Here is a 16,046-nt window from a genome sequence, read left to right on the forward strand (position 1 = left end):
TGGGGCCTGCGGGTTCAGCTGTTCAGCAGGAAGTGTTCCAGCACCCGGGTGCCGAATTCCAGGGACTGCACCGGTACCCGTTCGTCGACGCCGTGGAACAGGGCGGTGAAGTCGAGGTCCGGCGGCAGCTGCAGCGGTGCGAAACCGAAGCAGCGAATTCCCAAGCGGGCGAACGCTTTCGCGTCGGTGCCGCCGGAGAGCATGTACGGCACGGTTCGCCCGTTGGGGTCGTTGGCCAGCACCGCGTCGTTCATGGCGTCGACGAGGTGTCCGTCGAAGGTGGTTTCGTAGGAGTCGAGTTTGGTGATCCACTCGCGTTCCACGTCGGGGCCGATCAGTTCGTCGACCTCGCGTTCGAACGCGGCCTGACGACCGGGCACCACCCGGCAGTCGACCACGGCCTCGGCGGTCTGGGGGATCACGTTGGCCTTGTAGCCCGCCGACAGCATCGTCGGGTTGGCGGTGTCGCGCAGGGTGGCGCCGATGATGCGGGAGATGGTGCCGAGTTTGGCGAGCTGGCCTTCGATGTCGGGGCTGTCCGGGTCGAACCGCAGACCGCTCTCCTCGGTGACGGCGGCCAGGAATTCGGCCACCGAGTCCGAGAGCACCACGGGGAAGGTGTGTTTCCCGAGCCGGGCCACCGCGTCGGCGAGGATGGTGACCGCGTTGTCCTCGTGCAGGAACGACCCGTGGCCCGCCCGAGCCTTGGCCCGCAACCGCATCCAGCCCAGGCCCTTCTCGGCCGTCTCCACCAGGTACAGCCTGCGTTCGGTGCCGTCCGGGCGGGGCACGGTCAGCGAGAACCCGCCGACCTCACCGACGGCTTCGGTGACGCCGTCGAACAGGTCGGGCCGGTTGTCGACCAGCCACTGTGAGCCCCATTTGCCGCCGTTCTCCTCGTCGGCGAGGAACGCGAACACCAGGTCTCGCGGCGGCACGGTGCCCTCGGCCTTGAACTGACGCGCCAGCGCCAGAGTCATCCCGACCATGTCCTTCATGTCGATCGCGCCGCGCCCCCACACGTATCCGTCCTGCACGGCCCCCGAGAACGGGTGCACGCTCCAGTCGGCCGCTTCGGCGGGAACCACGTCGAGGTGTCCGTGGATCATCAGCGCACCCCGGCTCGGGTCGGCCCCGCGCAAGCGGGCGAACACATTGCCGCGCTCCGGCGCTCCGGATTCGACGTACTCGGTCTCGTACCCGACTTCCCGCAGTTGCGCCGCGACCCACTCGGCACACTCTCGTTCGCCCTTGGTGGTCGCGAGCTCACCGGTATTGGAGGTGTCGAACCGGATCAGCGTACTGACCAGCCCCACCACCTCGTCTTCCGCGCGAGACCGTCGATCGACTCCAGAACTTTCGCCAGATGCCACCACGCCCCTTTCCTACCACTGTTCCCCGTCTCGACGCGCCCCGCGTACCCGATCACCCACCCCGCCGTGTCACATCACCTGCGGGTACTGCGGGAGAACGAATTAGCGACAGTTCGCGCGGAAGGCGCCGAGTGCTCGCTGGAATTCCACTGCCCCGCGCACGGTGGGCTCGTCGAAACAGCTCTCGGCGTGCACGGCGATGAGATCCGCGAGTTGTTCCGGTGCGTCGCGGGCAACGAGGTGTCCTGCTTCGGCGATCACGGCGATGGTGACGCGCCGGTTGGCCCGGCACAGCCGGTGTACGTCGTCGTCTGCGAGGAAGGAGCGGCCGCCGCGCACGAGCAGGACGGGCAGGTCCACTGTGCTGATGGTGGCGAGCAACGCGGGCCCGGATCCGAGGATGTCGTCGGTGAGGTGATCGAGGCTCGCACCGAAGCCCTGGTCGCGCAACCAGGTTCGTGTCGGCTCCGGGTCCGGATCGGGAACGACGTCCACGAGGATCAGCCCGGTGACCCTGGACCGGACGGCAGGTTCGGCCAGTGCCGCCATGGCGGCGAAGCCGCCGAGGGAGGCTCCGGCGACCACCACGGGGCCGGACTCACGGGCGATCAGCGCGGCCACGTCGTCGGCGAGCGGCCCGAGCGTGGTGACCTGCCCGGAACTCTCGCCGTGGCCGCGCTGGTCGACCGCGACGGTGCGGTAGCCACACGCCCCGAGCCGTGCCGCGATCGGCGACCACACGCCGCGACGCTCTCCCCCGGCGTGCAGCAGCAGGATCGTGGGTCCGTGGCCGCCGACCGTGGCGCGCAGCGTGGCGTCGCCGAGGACGATATCGGTATGGATCATCGCGGTACCCCAAACCTTGACGTGTCCAGGTAACGGTAGGCCTCGCTGCCTTGGTGGGTCAAGGTAGTGTGACGATGTGAGCATGCCGAGAGTGCGGAGGCGGCCCGAGGAGGCGCGTCAGGCGATCCTCGACGCCGCCGCGACGCTCCTGGCCGAGGGCGGTCCCGCGACCGTGCAGGTCCGTGCGGTCGCCGCCCGCGTCGGCATGACCGACGCGGGCGTCACCCATCACTTCCGGAACCGGCAGACCCTGCTCACCGACCTCCTGCGCCACGGCGGCCGTCGGCTGAGGGCGGGCCTGGCGAATATCGTCGCGGCGTGGCTGGACGACAACGCCGACCTGCCCGCACTCATCACCGCACTCCACGACTTCTACCGCGGCGGCTACGCCGATCTCGCCGTCGCCCTGCACGCCGCAGGATGGCGTGACCGGGGCAGCGGCATGCTCGACCCCGTCGTCGAGGCCCTGCACCGTGCCCGCCCACCGGGCAGTTCCCTCGACGACACCCGTCACGCGGTCGCGGCTCTGCATCAGGCCGTGGCGATGGATGTCCGCTACGGCGACGCTTTCCGGCGCAGCGCCGGGCTCACCGACGCCGCCGCGACCTTCGACGCGCACGCACAGTGGTGGGCACACCATCTCGAAACCACCCTCGGCCTGCCCACGCCAGGCCGGGCTCAGGGTTCGAGTACGTAACGACCGCGCGCCCCACCGTCGGCCATGGCCCGGTGGGCCTCGGCGGCCCGGTCCAGCGGCAAGACCGCGTGCACCCGCGTGGGCAATCGGCCTGCCGCGGCGAGGGCGAGCAGCTGCCCCAAGCGTGGTCCATCCGATCGCACCATCAGCACGTTCACGGTGATACCCCGCTCCACCGTGGGCACGATATTGGGCCGGACACCGACGAACACTCCCCCGTCGCGGACCGGTTTCAGGCCCCAGGTCTGTTGCGGGGTGGCGTCGACGACCGCGTCCCACCCAGGTTCGACCGCGGTGACGAAGTCGGCGCCGAGTCCACGCACGAACAGTTCGTCAGCCACTCTGGCCAGACCCGTGACGCGCCAGCCGCGGTCGGGGGCGAGTGCGGCGACACCGGCCCCGATGGCACCGGCGGCTCCGATCACCAGCAGCCGGTCACCGTCGGCGGGTGCCTCGCCGAGCATGTCGACGATCTGTGCGGCGCTCAGACCACTGAGCGGCACTGTGGCCGCCGGGACGAGGTCGAGCCCGTCCGGCACGACCGCGAGGTCGGTGGCGGGCACGACGAGTTGTTCGGCATAGGTGCCGAAGTCGCGGTCGAAGCCGAGCACGACACCGGCGACTCGGGTCCCCACGGCCAAGTCCACGCCGGGTCCGGTGGCCAGGACGGTGCCGCCGAAGTCCCAGCCCAGTCCGGTGTGTTCGGGTTGGTCGATCATCCCGAGATCGTGGAAGAAGCCGCTGACGACACCGAGATCGGTGGGGTTCACGGGTGCGGCCGCGACAGCCACCCGCACCTCACCGGGTCCGGGCTCGACAACGGGGACGTCGATGATCTCGATCGTGTCGGGTCCGGCGGGTGTGCGGACGACGGCGGCCCGGAAAGTACCTGCTGTGTTCATGATTCGCTCCTCCATCAGTGCTGATGGATGCCAGCCTGCTCGCGCGACTTGGAAGGGAGTTGGAACCGAACCGGATGTCGCCGTGACCTGCGCTGTCAGCCGCGGATTGCCGCGGCGGCGCGGGCCCTGGCCGTGGTCGACCAGTGCGGGGCGTTCCACATTTCCGCGATGTCGGCTGCCCGAGCGAAATGCGCGGCCGCCTCGTCATTACGACCGAGGAACTGGGCGAGCTCGCCCAGTATGTGTGCGACCGGACGCACGGCGAGCGAAACACTCTCCGCGCCCGCGGGCGGACCGTCGCGGTGCGGCAGCAGGTCCGTGTAGACCCGCTCGGCACCGTCACGATCGTTCACGGCGATCAGGGCCAGCGCGCGCAGGCTCGTCAGGAAGGTGAAGAAGAAGTCGGCCCGGATGGGGGCCGGTGGTGTGGGCTCCACCTCGTTGCCGCGACCCGCGGCGTGCAGGACCAGTGTCAGCAGGTCGGTGACCATCGGGCCGAGCGCGGCGTGGAAGGCGCGGACCTCGTCCAGGTGGGCGCCGAGGGTGCCGTCGTTGATCCAGATCGCCGCGCGGGCGATGCGGAGGAACCCGGCGGCGTGCACCGAACCGGCGCGTTCCATGCGCTGGGTGGCTGTGATGTAGCGACGTTCGGCGTCGGCGAACCGTCCCTCGATCAGTACCAGTGTCGCCAGGGCGATCTCGGCGGCGCCGACCGCTTCGGGCATCCGATAGGCGCGGGCCAGGTCGCGCGCTTGTTCACTGACGCGACGCATGGTCGCCGGATCGTTGGCGGCGGCGGCACCGGCAGCCAGGTTGAGCAGGGCGGTGATGCGGTACACGGGCAGGTCGTGTTCGGTGCCGATCGCCAGGAGTTCCCGCGAGTACTCCTGGCGGCCCGAGGCGCGCGCCAGGATCAGCAGGGCAGCGGCACGCAGACGCGAGGAGGTCGCCGACTCGAGTGCTTCCAGGGCCGCGGGCATGACCGTCGGATCGTCTTCGCCGACCAGTTCGTGGGTGTAGGCGATGAGCAGATGGGCGCGCACGTCGCGGTCGAGGTCGGTGCGGGTGAGCAACCGGGCGAGCCGTTCGACGATCGGGCGGTCGATCGTGCCGTACATCCGGGACTGCCACGGTGTCGGTTCGGTCCAGGCGGTGAACGCGGCGATCATCAGATCCTCACGTCCCAGCGACTCGGCGAACTCGACGGCCTCCTCGCGCGTGCGCCTGGCGCCCGCGATGGACCCGGCCCTGACCTGTGCTCGCAGCAATCTGCCCAGCAGATCCACCCGTTCGTCCGGTTCGCGGGCAACGGCGACCGCGTCGGTGAGGAGCACGACCGCCACATCGTGGGCGTAGCGCGCCTCGGCCAGTTCCGCGGCTTGCACGCAGTACCCGACGGCTTTCGGCGACCCGGCCCGCGCCCAGTGATGGGCCAGGGCGACGATGTCGCCGGAGCCTTCGAGGGCCGAGGCGATCCGCGCGTGCATCCGCGTTGTGCGTGCCCGGCTGACACCGGTGACCAGGGTGTCTCTGACCAGGGCGTGCACGAACCGGACACGACCGGGCCCCGGTTCGTCGAGCAGCCCGGCGATGACGCCCGCGTCGACGGCGTCGAGCACGCCGTCCTCGTCGGTGTCGGCGGCGCGCACGAGCACCTCGACCGAGCATTCCCGACCGGCCACCGCCGCCAACCGCAGCACCGAAACACCGCTGTCGGGCAGCCGTGCGAGCCGTCGCCGCAGCACGTCGCGGACACCCTCGGGAACCTCCGAGAGCGCGACCAGTGCGCCTTCACCGTTGAGCAGGCGGGCGGTCTCACGCACGTAGAAGGGGTTGCCGCCGGTTCTTTCGGCGATTCCGGCCACGGTCGAGTCGTCGGTGTCGCATTCGGCCCGCACGAGTTCGGCGACGGCGTCGCGGTCGAGTCCGGGCAGGTCGAGGCGCAGCGGGGCGGTGCGGGCCAGGGTGGCGAGTGTTTCGGTGAGGCGCTCGCTTTCGTCCGAACGGTAGGCGGCGACGATCAGAATCGGGGCCCGGGTATCGATGCCGCCGGTGAGCAGTTCCAGGGTGGCGGCGTCGGCCCAGTGCAGGTCGTCCAGGACGACGGCGACCGGTCGGTCGGTGGCGGCCGCGGCGACCCAGGCCCACACGGCTCGGCGGAGCCGGAACCGTCCGGCGGCCGCGTCGCCGTGCGCGGGCGCGGAGTCCACGAGCAGCGGCGCCAGATCTTCGGAGAATGGTTGTGGCGCAGTACTTTCGGCGATCGATTGCAGCACTTCGACCCAGGCCCAGGCCGGTGGTGCGCTGTCGACGTCGGGGCAGCGCCCGGCGGCTACGAGCCACCCGTCGCGGGTGAGTGTCGTGGCGAGGTGCTCGAGCAGGGTCGACTTGCCCTGTCCCGCCTCACCGGTGATCAGGGCGGTTCTCGCACCGTCGATGATTGCTTGCTCGGCAGCTTTGACCAGGGCTGCCAGTTCGTGGTCGCGCCCGACAAACAGAGTGGATGACCGGCCGTTATCGAATGCCGGTGACGCTGAGTGTGATCCGACACTCCCGGAGTAGTTCTTCCCCGGGCCGACCACACCTGACCCGGCCGCGCCGAGGCGGACTTCGCCGGGGTCCACCGCGCCGGGGCCGACTTTGCCCACCTCTACCTCACGGCCGCTGCCCGCAGCCGCCGCGTCTTCGCGCGCATTCTGGCTCCTGGGCAGCACTGTCCGCTGCGAGGACACCGCCGGAACCACCGCGCGCAGGAAGTCCGTGCGCTGAGCCAGGATCGCCTCTTCCAGTTCCACCAGGTCCGGGCCCGGATCGAGGCCGAGCTCATCGGCGAACTGGGTGCGGGCGCGACGCAACGCGGTCAGCGCATCGGCCTGACGCCCACTGCCCCACAGCGCCAGCGCGTGCAGCCGCCACCCTTCCTCGCGCAGGGGTTCGTCGCGAGTCAGGGTCTCGGTGTCGGGAACGACCGTCGCGGCCCGGCCCAGGCGCAGACCCGCCTCGATGTGCAGTTCGCGCGCGACCAGGCGTAACTCGTGCAGCCGTGCTGTTTCGGCGATCACCCACGGCTCGTCGGCGACCTCGGCGAAGGCGGGACCGCGCCACAGCGCCAATGCCTCGTCCAGCCGGGCCCGCGAGTCCTCGGGATCGGTGAGCGTGCGAGCTTGTTCGAGCAGTTCCTCGAACCGCCAGGCGTCCACCGCGTGCTCGGGCAGGTGCAGCGCGTAACCGGGTGCGGCGCTCACCAGCAGACGTGCCGGTGCCCGTGGTGGTCGGTCCGGTTCGAGCAGGCGGCGCAGGTTCGACACATACGCCTGCAACGACGCCAATGCCCGCGACGGCGCTTCCCCCCGCCAGAGGTCTTCGACCAGCCGGTCCACCGGCACCACCTGCCCGCGCGCGGCCACCAGCAGCGCGAGCACACCACGTTGACGCGGGCCACCGAGGGGAAGCGGTTCGCCGCCGACCTCGGCCGCGAACGAGCCCAACACCCGGATCAAGACCATGACCAGCCGTATCGTACGCGCGCCGACCCGCACGGTTCCAAGTCGGCTCCAACTGCCTTCCAAACCTCGGCGAGCAGTCTCGTTCACATCGAAACCCGTTGAAAGGCAGGACAGTATGAGCATCAGCACCCAGGGCATCGGCACAGTGGGACGAACGGTGGTCACGAGGTATCGCGTCACCACCGTGATGGCCGTGATGTGCGCGGCGGCACCGTTGTATTTCGGGCTGAGTTTCCTGCTCGCCCCCGAGAGTTCGCCCGCCGGTTTCGGTATCACGCCGTGGCCCACCGGCAATGCCGACGGCTATTTCGTCGTCAAGGGCGTGCGCGACATCGCGGTCGCCGCAGTGACGTTTCTGGTGCTCGCCCTCGGCCACCGCCGCCTCCTCGGCTGGATAGTCCTGATCAATGCCGCGATCCCGTTCGGCGACGCACTGGCCGTGGTGACCCACGGCGGAACGGTGACGACAGCGCTGACCGTCCACATTTCGGCAATGGTGTTCGTCGTGCTGACGGCCGCCCTGCTGCTCACGGAACACCCCGCGCGTACCTAGCCGACACCCGAGCAGGTCGGTGTGGTCGTCTCGATCACACCGACCTGTCGCCTGCCCTGCGCACACCGAACCGCGCCAGCAGCGCCCTCGCCGCGAGACCGAAGATGGTCCTGCCCGCATCCGCGGGCGCGTCTGTGCTCGTGCGTGATCGCCCATCGGCCGTCCACGCGCCGAAGGCAGACGGTTTCGCGCACCCAGATCGACAATTCGATGCCGCCCTTGTGCTTGCCGGAATCCAGATGGAGCATGTTGGCGAAGGCCACGTCTCCGTCGACAGCGATCGTCAGCTCATGCGTTTCCAGCTCGATCGGCCCGTCATACCCGTCGAACCACCGCAGGAAGTTCGCCCGCGCCTCCTCGGTTCCCGAAAACCGCAGCGGCGCGACAGCGTCGTAGTAGACGATGTCCGCGACCTTCGGACCTTTTCGGTAGTCCGACAAACCGAGAACGAATGTGAGGTCCCCGCCGGGCGCGCGCCCCTGGGTTCGGAAAGTCTCGCTTCACGTGTTTGGCTGGCGTGGTGAGCGCGCGGATTGTTCGGATCGGGGTCGGGATGGTTGCCGGGGTGGCGACGCTAACCGGAATCGCTGGTGTGGCATTGCATTTTTCGCGGTGGGATGTGGAGCCGCTCGTGTTGGCGGCGTCGGCCGCACCGTATCTGATGTGCGGTGCGGTGGTGGGGGCCGCTGGTTTCGCGGGCATGAAGCAGTGGGTGGCTGCCGGGGTGGCAGGGATTGCGGTCGTCGCCGCTCTGGCGACCCAGGCACCGCTGTACTTCGCCGATGGTGGGGGCGAGGGGCCCGCGATCATGGCGATGCAGGCCAATCTGCTGTTCGACGGCGCCGATCCGGTGGTGCTCGTCAACGAGGTGCGAGAGCGGGATATCGCCGTACTCACCGTCAACGAGCTCACCCGCCCCGCGGTCGATGACCTGGGTCGTGCGGGTCTGGATGCCCTGCTCCCGTACCGCTACCTGGCTCCCGGCCAGACGGCGAGTGGGACCGGGATCTGGAGCCGGTACCCGGTGTCCGACACTGTCGAATACGACGGGTACGTCCTCAATCAGATCTCGGCGACTGCCACGGTCCCCGAGGTCGGTCCGGTCTCGGTATACGCCTTCCACCCGGTCCCCCCGATCTACGACACGCGCGTCTGGGCCGATGAACTGTCCCGGCTCCGGCAGGTGCTGGACGCCGCGCCCGCTGGTCGTCCGGTGCTCGTCGGCGGCGATTTCAATGCCACCCACGACCACGCCCGGTTCCGCGCTATGGCCTCGGGTCGCTACGCGGACGCGGCCGCCCAGGCAGGCGCGGGCCACCTGGTCACCTATCCGACAGACAAATCGCTACCCCCGTTGGTCGGCATCGACCATTTCCTGCTCGCTGACGCGCGCGCCACGAACGTGGAAACCGTCGATCTGCCCGGTGCCGACCATCGAGCCCTGGTGGCGCGCATCGTCTTTCCCGCTCGGTGAGAACTACGGCTCAGCCCGAGTAAGCACCGCCTCAACCCGTGCCTGCATTGCCTTCCCGGCCGCCAGCAACGGTTCGGCCGAGCGCAATGTCCGGCCGAGGACGAACGCCCCTTCCAGTGCGGAAAGAATCGCCAGCACAAGATCGCGTGCCTCGTCCTCGGCCAGTCCGCGTCGCACGAAATACGTTGTGCCCTGGTCGATCCAGTCGGTGATGACCTCGGCCACCACCTCCCGTAGTTCCGGTTCGGTGTCGGCGATCTCGCCCGCCACGGTTCCGACGGGACACATATTGATCCACCCGGATTCCGCGAGCGTGCGGGCGGCGTCGGCGAACGCGGACGAGACCGCGACGGCAAGATCCTCGTGCGGGTCCATCAGCAGCGGCAGCAACTGGATGTAGGCGGCGCCGGATTCACGCAGGGCCACGGCGGCGATCTGCGGTTTGCCCTGCGGGAAGTGGTGGTACAGCGAGCCCATCGGCGCGTCGGCGGCGGCGGTGATCTGCTTGACCGTGATCGCGCTGTACCCGTGCGTGCGCATCAGTTCGGCGACTGCGGTGACGAGGCGTTCCCGGGTGGGCGTTGACATCTTCTCCCTCACCACTTCAGACTAGAGCAAACGCACTAGAGTGTTTGCTCTAACTGGAGGTTCTCATGCCGTCCGTCGAACTGCCCACCGGCCGCGTCCACTACACCGAGCACGGGCAGGGCGCCCCGGTCGTGCTGCTGCACGGCCTGCTGATGAACCACCGGGTCTGGGATCCGGTGATCGACCGGTTGCCCGCCGGGTTCCGCTACGTCCTGCCGGATCTGCCCCTGGGCGCGCACCCCGAACCACTGCGGCCGGGTACCGACCTGAGTCTGCGCGGGCTCAATCAGCTCATCGCGGACTTTCTCACCGCCCTCGACCTGCGCGATGTCACTCTCGTGCACTCCGACTGGGGTGGCGGACTGTTCCTGACCGCCTACGGTCTCGACGAGCGGGTCGGTCGGCTGATCGTGTTGCCCAGCGAGGCGTTCGACAACTTTCCGCCCGGCTTGCCCGGCAAATCCGCCGTCCTGGCCTCCTACCTTCCCGGCGGTGTCATCATGGCGCTGCGTCAGTTGCGGGTGCGTTGGTTGCGGGAGACCCCACTGCTGTTCGGCTGGATGGCGAAATCTCGACTGCCCGACGAACTCGTGCGCGCCTGGACCGATCCCGGCCTGCGCGACCCCGGTATCCGCCGCGACCTGCTCGCCTACACCCGTTCGGGTTTCCGCAGAGCCGAGCTGATCGCGAATACCGAAGCGCTGCGACACTTTCCAGGAGAGGCGTTGATCCTGTGGTCCTCGGCGGGCAAGGTCATGCCCCGCGAACACGGCCGCCGCCTCGCCGAGTTGATCCCCCGCGCCCGGCTGGTCGAGATCGACGATGCCTATGTGTTGTCGATGCTCGACCAACCGAACGCGGTCGCCGCAGCCATCACCGAGTTCCTCACCACCACGTCGGCGCGCGCGACCCCACGCTGACCGCTGTCGTGGATCAGCCGACCTCGAGGGTGGTGGTCACCGGGGTGGCTCCGGTGGTCGAGTCGAGCACCGGGCAGTGGGCATCGACCGCTTCTCGCAGTTCGGCATAACGCTCGGCGGTCTCGGGGCCGCTGACCCGCACGGTGACACGGACCGCCTGAAAGCCTGCGCGCACTGTTTCATCGATACCGAAGAATCCGCGCACGTCCAGATCGCCTTCGGCGGTGACGGCGAGGTCATCGACGGTGATCCCGAGCCGTTGCGCCCAGAATCGGTAGGTGACGACCTGGCAGGAGATCAGTGCCGCCAGGTACACCTCTACCGGGTTGGCGGCCGTGTCGGCGCCGCCGAGTGCGGCTGGTTCGTCGACCCGCAGGGTGTGGGTGCGCGTGGTGACAACGCTCCCGACCGCCCCCTCGGGTGTCGCCGCCGCCCGGAACACGATGTGCGCGCCCGCCGGGTCGGCTGCCACCGCCTTCGCCGTCGCATGGGAGATGTCGTTCAAGGTCGTGAGCTGACTGGTCATGTCCGCACGCTATCGACGCGCTCGCCGCCCGCCCACCGATGTTCTCGGCGTGATTTCAACCCTCCTCAGCGGGCGACCCCCAGCGACAATGCGGCGAAGGCCTTCGGCGCGCCGGGCTGATAGAACCGGTCGAGTTCTACCGTGTCGAATCCGGCATCGGCGATGAGCGCGGGGATGTCGCGGGCGAGATGACATCCACCGGCGATGCGCTGCTGGATCGGGTCCAGGCGATGCTGCCAGACCCGGACCGATTCGTCCGGGGCCAGCCCGTGCTCCACGAAATGCAGGCTGCCACCGGGCTTGAGCACCCGCCGGATCTCGGTGAGCGCGGCCGCGACATCCGGGATCGTGCACAACGTGAACGTCGACAACGCGGTGTCGAAACTGTCGTCGCTGAACGGCAGCGCCTGCCCGTCCAACCCGGCCCGTTCGATCGGCACCCGGCTGACCGCGACCTTATTCGCCGCGATCTTCCATCCGATGTCGGCAGGCTCGACTCCGCTCACCCGGTGCACCGCCTCGGGATAGAACCCCACATTGTTCCCGGATCCGAACCCGATCTCCACCACGTCTCCCCGGAGTCCGGCACACACCCTTCGCCGCAGCGGGTCGTTGGCCCGCGCCCCGCACACCTTGTCGGTCAGATGCGGCAGAACCCGATCGGTATAGAAGCCCATTCCCCGATCATCCTCTAGCCGGACTTCGGCATGACGCAGATCTGCCGCAGACCTTGCAGGTTGGAATCGAAGTCGTACACGACCGAGTTGCCGTCCACCCAGCCGGGCACGTTCGAGCAGTCCTTTCCGGCCAGCCCGGTAGTGGAGAAGAGCTGCTCGATCACCACATAGTTCGCCTCGGGGTCCGAACACGCGACCCGCTCGGCGCTGCGGCTGAACTCCCCGTTGCTGTCGCCCACCGCGTGCAGACAGTCACCGGCCTGTGCGGAGAAGGGGTCGGGGTCGAGGAGAGGCCGTACGACTTCCGGCTGCGACGGTGCGGGAACGTCACGGTCGACGACCACGAGCGTTCCCACGATTCCACCCGCGAGGCCGAGGACCGTCCCCGCGAGAAAGCCGAAAGCCAGCGGGAGCTTGCCTGAGCGGCGGGCGGGCGGCGGCGGGGATTTCGTGAGGTAGCGTGGCGGCGGCTCACCGATTCCTGCGGACGTTCCCGATAGCGGCGGCTGTTGTCCTGGATATGTCATACCATCCCTCCCCTGCACACGCTCCGGCCCGAACGGACCGGCCGGGTGTCACGGTATCGCGGGCGATGCCGTTGCGCCGGTGCGCATTTCGGTTCAGGCCAATCGACGGTCGAAGACCTGGGTGCCGGTCGCGGTGGCCGGGTCGACGGTGACGACGCGGGCGCGCATGGACTCGGAGTCCAGGTCGAGAACCATGAAGCCCAGCTCGTGGTGGGTTTGGTAGAGCGCGTTGTGGCGCCCGGTCGGTTCGCCGGGTTGGCCGGTGGAGGTCTTCGCCGAGGCGCCGGAGATGATCTGGCGGGTGCCCTTGGTGGCGGGGGTGGGTTCCAGGATCTGCATGGTGTGGTCGTGGCCGGACAGCAGCAGCGACACCTTGCCCAGGACGTGGTCTTCGAAGAAGCGTTTGGCGTGGATGCCGTTGAGCGGTTCGATCGGCAGGTTCTCGTAGTTGCCCGCGTCGCCGTGGGAGCCGTTGCTCAGGTAGGGATGGTGGGTGCAGGCGATCTTCCACCGCGCGGTCGATTCGGCCAGCGCACGATCGAGCCAGGCGCGCTGTTCGTGCATATAGGGGCCATCGACGGCCCAGTACGGGTCGAACAGCGGCGGGATGTAGGCGGCCAGCGGGTTTACGTCGAGAACGAAGAACTCCACGACCGGGTTCTGCTCGGGTACGCGCAGCGAGTAGTAGCGGCTCGGCATCCACCAGCGTGGCGAGGCGGCGTGGTAGGCCACCTCGTGGTTCCCGCGTGGCAGCCAGCCGCCGTCGCCGGGGAATACCGAGCTGGTGTCGTGATTGCCGAGCACCATCGCCCACGGGAAGTCCAGGCCCGTGTTGGGGTCTTCGAACTTCGTCGCGAACTGGACGTCGTCGGGTCCGTTCGGGCCGGAGTCGTAGATGTTGTCCCCGAGCCCAACGGCCAGCGAAAACGGTTCGCGCGCATGGAATTCGCGCGCCGCGTCGGCCACCGCCCACTGGGTGCGCGTTCCGGTCCCGGCGTCACCGGTGACCAGCACCCGCACACCGCGCCCCGGCGTGGGCGCGAACTTCGCGACCTCGGCGGGCACCGCACCGGCCGGGGTGAGCCCGACCAGCGTGAGACCGGCGACGACACCGGCCGCTCCCGCGAGAACCTCGCGCCTTCCGAGACCGTTCGACCGCACGTTGAGCTGCTCGTCCATGCTCACCTTTCCGACTCGGGGCGAAACCGCCTAGATCGAAGCACAGCCGGTCCGCCGAACCGACACCAACCTAGGGCGACACGCACCGGTGGCGCAGCCACTCGCCGATGAACAACAGATCAATTTGGACAAACGCCCAGTTGACCCGTCGGATTCGCGGCGGCCTCACACCCGCTCGAAGATCAGCAACTCGCGGGCTCCGGCTTGGAACTCGTAGTCCACCTCGTCGAGGCGGCTCACCCATCCGAGGGTCGTCGTGTCACCGATCAGATCGTCCAGGCGCTCGTACCGCTCCTCGGACCCGATCGGTACGAGCGGAAACAATCGCACCTGCCCGCTCGTCACCCGCATCAGTTCGATGATCGCGGCGCGATGGAATTCATAGCTCAGATCGTCGGCGTAGCTGAACAACAGATGCGAGCTCAGCACGAGGTCGAACCCGCCGTCCGGGAACGGCAGTTCCGGCAAGGCGGCGGCGACATACCGGTGCGGCGCCGTCCGGGCGTCGGCGGCGAACAACTCGGCCGCCGCGCATCGAGCACGCCGATGTTCCTCGGGATCGGCGAAGTAGTCCCAGCGATAGTCGCCCGCGTGTTCACGGACGTAGCGATTGCCTCGCTCAGCCTCCTCGACCGCGGTCGTGGCCACCGCGGCGAGCCCGTCCGCGAAATAGGCGACATCACAGGCGGTGACATCCCCGCCCCTCGCGCAGACCTCGGCGGCGAAACTCGCCGCACCCCCGGGACAATCGAGAATCCGCCGTCGCACATCCTCCTCGGTGAGCGCGAACATCGCCCGATACTCGTCCAGCGACCTGGAACTGACCAGAATGTCCCCGAACCCACCGGTACCCGAACCATGGGCACTGCCGATCATCCATCGACCCTTCCATTCAGGGCCACCCTGAACGGACCAGATGTCGTCACAACAGCACCCGACCGCCCACGAGGCGGCCGACGACACCGCCGACCGCTACTGAACCGGCCACCACTGCCGCGCGAACAACATCACGACCCGAGCACACCATCAAGACCCGGCCGCGCGCAACGGAATTCGACACGTCCCGGTCCTGTGATCATTCCCGACACCGGCCCACCCGAATCGACAGCTCGACATGGGCCGGTGCTCAGCGCTCGACTCGCGTGGCGCGTCGAGCGATTTCATCCGATCGGGTCGTGTCCCAGCAGGACTCGGCCCGTGAAGCGGGTCTGTTTGGGGCGGGGCAGGGGGTGGAATTGGGCACCGAGGATGTCTCGGTAGAGGCGTTCGAGATCGCAGGTGCGGGAGTAACCGGCGCCGCCGGTGGTTTCGATGGCCAGGCTAACGGTGGTGATGAGGGCTTCGGCGGCGACGGTCTTGCGGCTGAGCGCTCGGGCGGCGTAGGCGTCGGTGTTGGGGAAGGTGAGGTCGGCGGAGTCGGTGAACATGGCGGTGACGAGGTCGTCGGCGGTGGTGTGGGCGTTGAGCATCTCGCCGGCGGTCTGCAGGGTGTGGTCGTCGGCTCGGCCGCGCAGCAGGTGGGCGGTGAGGTCGACGGCCGCGTCGGCGATGCCGAGGTAGGCGGCCAGGATGAGCGGCAGCGCGGCGCCCATCACGACGTTCAGCACTGCGGGCCAGGCACCGGCGGGGCGGATCAACGACACCGCGGCGTCGGGCACGAAGACGTCCTCGAGCACCACGGTGTGTGACCCGCTGGCCCGCAAACCCAGTGTGTCCCAGGTCTTCTCGATCCGTACCCCGTCCGCCGATATCGGGATCGCGCAGTGCAGCACCTGCTCGCCCGCGAGTCGGACGCTGGTGACGAGCACATCCCCCACCTCGCATCCGCTCGCGGGCGCTTTGCGCGCGCTCACCCGGTACCCGCCGTCCACCGGCACAGCCATCCCGTTGGAATCCACCCAGTCCGAGGCTCCGGTGCTGACGAGGATCGCCCCGCCGACAACTTTGGCGAACACCCCGGAGGCGTCGATGCCGTGCTTGTGCCGCCACACCTGCGCGGCGACCAGATGCGAGTGCATCGCGAACGCCACCGCTGTCGACGGATCGTGGGCGCCGAGCTCGCGCAGCACGGCACCCATCTCGGCATGCCCGGCTCCGCCGCCGCCGAATTCGACGGGAACGAGCGCGGCCGACAGCCCGGAGGACCGCAGCAGGTCGAAGGCGGCGACCGAGATCTCGCCGGTGCGGTCGCGCTCGGCGACCTCGGTGCGCAGGGTTTCACCGATCGTCCGGGCCAGGGCCACTCGGTCGGTGTCGGAAGTAATCGTGGAAGTCATGT

Annotated in this window: 16 protein-coding genes; 4 read left to right on the top strand and 12 right to left on the bottom strand. The window is 68.8% G+C overall.

Annotated features, from left to right (window positions below; translation table 11 throughout):
* Positions 1–14 precede the first annotated feature (14 nt).
* Together NC7_RS15455 and NC7_RS15460 are read right to left on the bottom strand one after the other, a co-directional pair.
* Complete coding sequence (locus tag NC7_RS15455; protein WP_084458508.1) at positions 15–1,376, bottom strand: M20/M25/M40 family metallo-hydrolase; 1,362 nt, start codon at positions 1,374–1,376, stop codon at positions 15–17.
* 99 nt (positions 1,377–1,475) lie between these two features.
* Positions 1,476–2,219, bottom strand: coding sequence for an alpha/beta fold hydrolase (locus tag NC7_RS15460; RefSeq protein WP_084458509.1), 744 nt, complete (start codon positions 2,217–2,219; stop codon positions 1,476–1,478).
* Positions 2,220–2,301: 82 nt separating this feature from the next.
* On the opposite strand from NC7_RS15460, the gene NC7_RS15465 reads away from it, so the two are divergent.
* Entirely contained in the window at positions 2,302–2,916 is a 615-nt protein-coding gene (locus NC7_RS15465) for a TetR/AcrR family transcriptional regulator (protein WP_201449888.1), read from the top strand.
* On the opposite strand, the gene NC7_RS15470 is transcribed toward NC7_RS15465, so the two are convergent.
* Positions 2,898–3,818, bottom strand: a complete 921-nt coding sequence (locus NC7_RS15470; protein ID WP_067983783.1) for a zinc-binding dehydrogenase — start codon at positions 3,816–3,818, stop codon at positions 2,898–2,900. The genes NC7_RS15465 and NC7_RS15470 overlap by 19 nt on opposite strands.
* Before the next feature lie 95 nt (positions 3,819–3,913).
* Complete coding sequence (locus NC7_RS15475; protein ID WP_067983543.1) at positions 3,914–7,324, bottom strand: ATP-binding protein; 3,411 nt, start codon at positions 7,322–7,324, stop codon at positions 3,914–3,916.
* 115 nt (positions 7,325–7,439) lie between these two features.
* On the opposite strand from NC7_RS15475, the gene NC7_RS15480 reads away from it, so the two are divergent.
* Positions 7,440–7,877 (top strand): DUF4267 domain-containing protein, encoded by a 438-nt coding sequence (locus tag NC7_RS15480; protein WP_067983545.1) that lies wholly within the window; start codon positions 7,440–7,442, stop codon positions 7,875–7,877.
* Here NC7_RS15480 and NC7_RS15485 read toward each other — a convergent pair.
* On the bottom strand, positions 7,874–8,317 hold the full coding sequence (locus NC7_RS15485; protein ID WP_067983546.1) for a YybH family protein: 444 nt from the start codon (positions 8,315–8,317) through the stop codon (positions 7,874–7,876). The two genes, NC7_RS15480 and NC7_RS15485, sit on opposite strands and share 4 nt — an antisense overlap.
* A 152-nt stretch (positions 8,318–8,469) precedes the next feature.
* Between NC7_RS15485 and NC7_RS15490 the strand changes: the two genes are divergently transcribed.
* Complete coding sequence (locus NC7_RS15490) at positions 8,470–9,351, top strand: endonuclease/exonuclease/phosphatase family protein (protein WP_236573456.1); 882 nt, start codon at positions 8,470–8,472, stop codon at positions 9,349–9,351.
* Between the two features lie 3 nt (positions 9,352–9,354).
* Here the strand turns inward: NC7_RS15490 and NC7_RS15495 are convergent, their stop codons facing one another.
* Entirely contained in the window at positions 9,355–9,939 is a 585-nt protein-coding gene (locus tag NC7_RS15495) for a TetR/AcrR family transcriptional regulator (RefSeq protein WP_067983550.1), read from the bottom strand.
* Between the two features lie 65 nt (positions 9,940–10,004).
* On the opposite strand from NC7_RS15495, the gene NC7_RS15500 reads away from it, so the two are divergent.
* A complete protein-coding gene (locus tag NC7_RS15500; protein ID WP_067983551.1) occupies positions 10,005–10,859 on the top strand; it encodes an alpha/beta fold hydrolase in 855 nt (284 codons plus the stop codon).
* A 13-nt stretch (positions 10,860–10,872) separates the two neighbouring features.
* On the opposite strand, the gene NC7_RS15505 is transcribed toward NC7_RS15500, so the two are convergent.
* The 6 genes from NC7_RS15505 to NC7_RS15530 all read right to left on the bottom strand — a co-directional run bounded on the left by NC7_RS15505 (position 10,873) and on the right by NC7_RS15530 (position 16,044).
* Positions 10,873–11,385, bottom strand: a complete 513-nt coding sequence (locus NC7_RS15505) for an OsmC family protein (RefSeq protein WP_067983553.1) — start codon at positions 11,383–11,385, stop codon at positions 10,873–10,875.
* A 65-nt stretch (positions 11,386–11,450) separates the two neighbouring features.
* Entirely contained in the window at positions 11,451–12,062 is a 612-nt protein-coding gene (locus NC7_RS15510) for a class I SAM-dependent methyltransferase (protein WP_067983556.1), read from the bottom strand.
* 14 nt (positions 12,063–12,076) lie between these two features.
* Positions 12,077–12,589 (bottom strand): LppU/SCO3897 family protein, encoded by a 513-nt coding sequence (locus NC7_RS15515; RefSeq protein WP_157102020.1) that lies wholly within the window; start codon positions 12,587–12,589, stop codon positions 12,077–12,079.
* Positions 12,590–12,682: 93 nt separating this feature from the next.
* Complete coding sequence (locus NC7_RS15520; protein ID WP_067983559.1) at positions 12,683–13,768, bottom strand: metallophosphoesterase; 1,086 nt, start codon at positions 13,766–13,768, stop codon at positions 12,683–12,685.
* A gap of 165 nt (positions 13,769–13,933) precedes the next feature.
* Entirely contained in the window at positions 13,934–14,644 is a 711-nt protein-coding gene (locus tag NC7_RS15525; protein WP_067983561.1) for a methyltransferase domain-containing protein, read from the bottom strand.
* A gap of 284 nt (positions 14,645–14,928) precedes the next feature.
* Positions 14,929–16,044, bottom strand: a complete 1,116-nt coding sequence (locus NC7_RS15530; RefSeq protein WP_067983563.1) for an acyl-CoA dehydrogenase family protein — start codon at positions 16,042–16,044, stop codon at positions 14,929–14,931.
* Positions 16,045–16,046 lie beyond the last annotated feature (2 nt).

The organism is Nocardia caishijiensis NBRC 108228 (assembly GCF_001612825.1).
Taxonomy (GTDB): domain Bacteria; phylum Actinomycetota; class Actinomycetes; order Mycobacteriales; family Mycobacteriaceae; genus Nocardia; species Nocardia caishijiensis.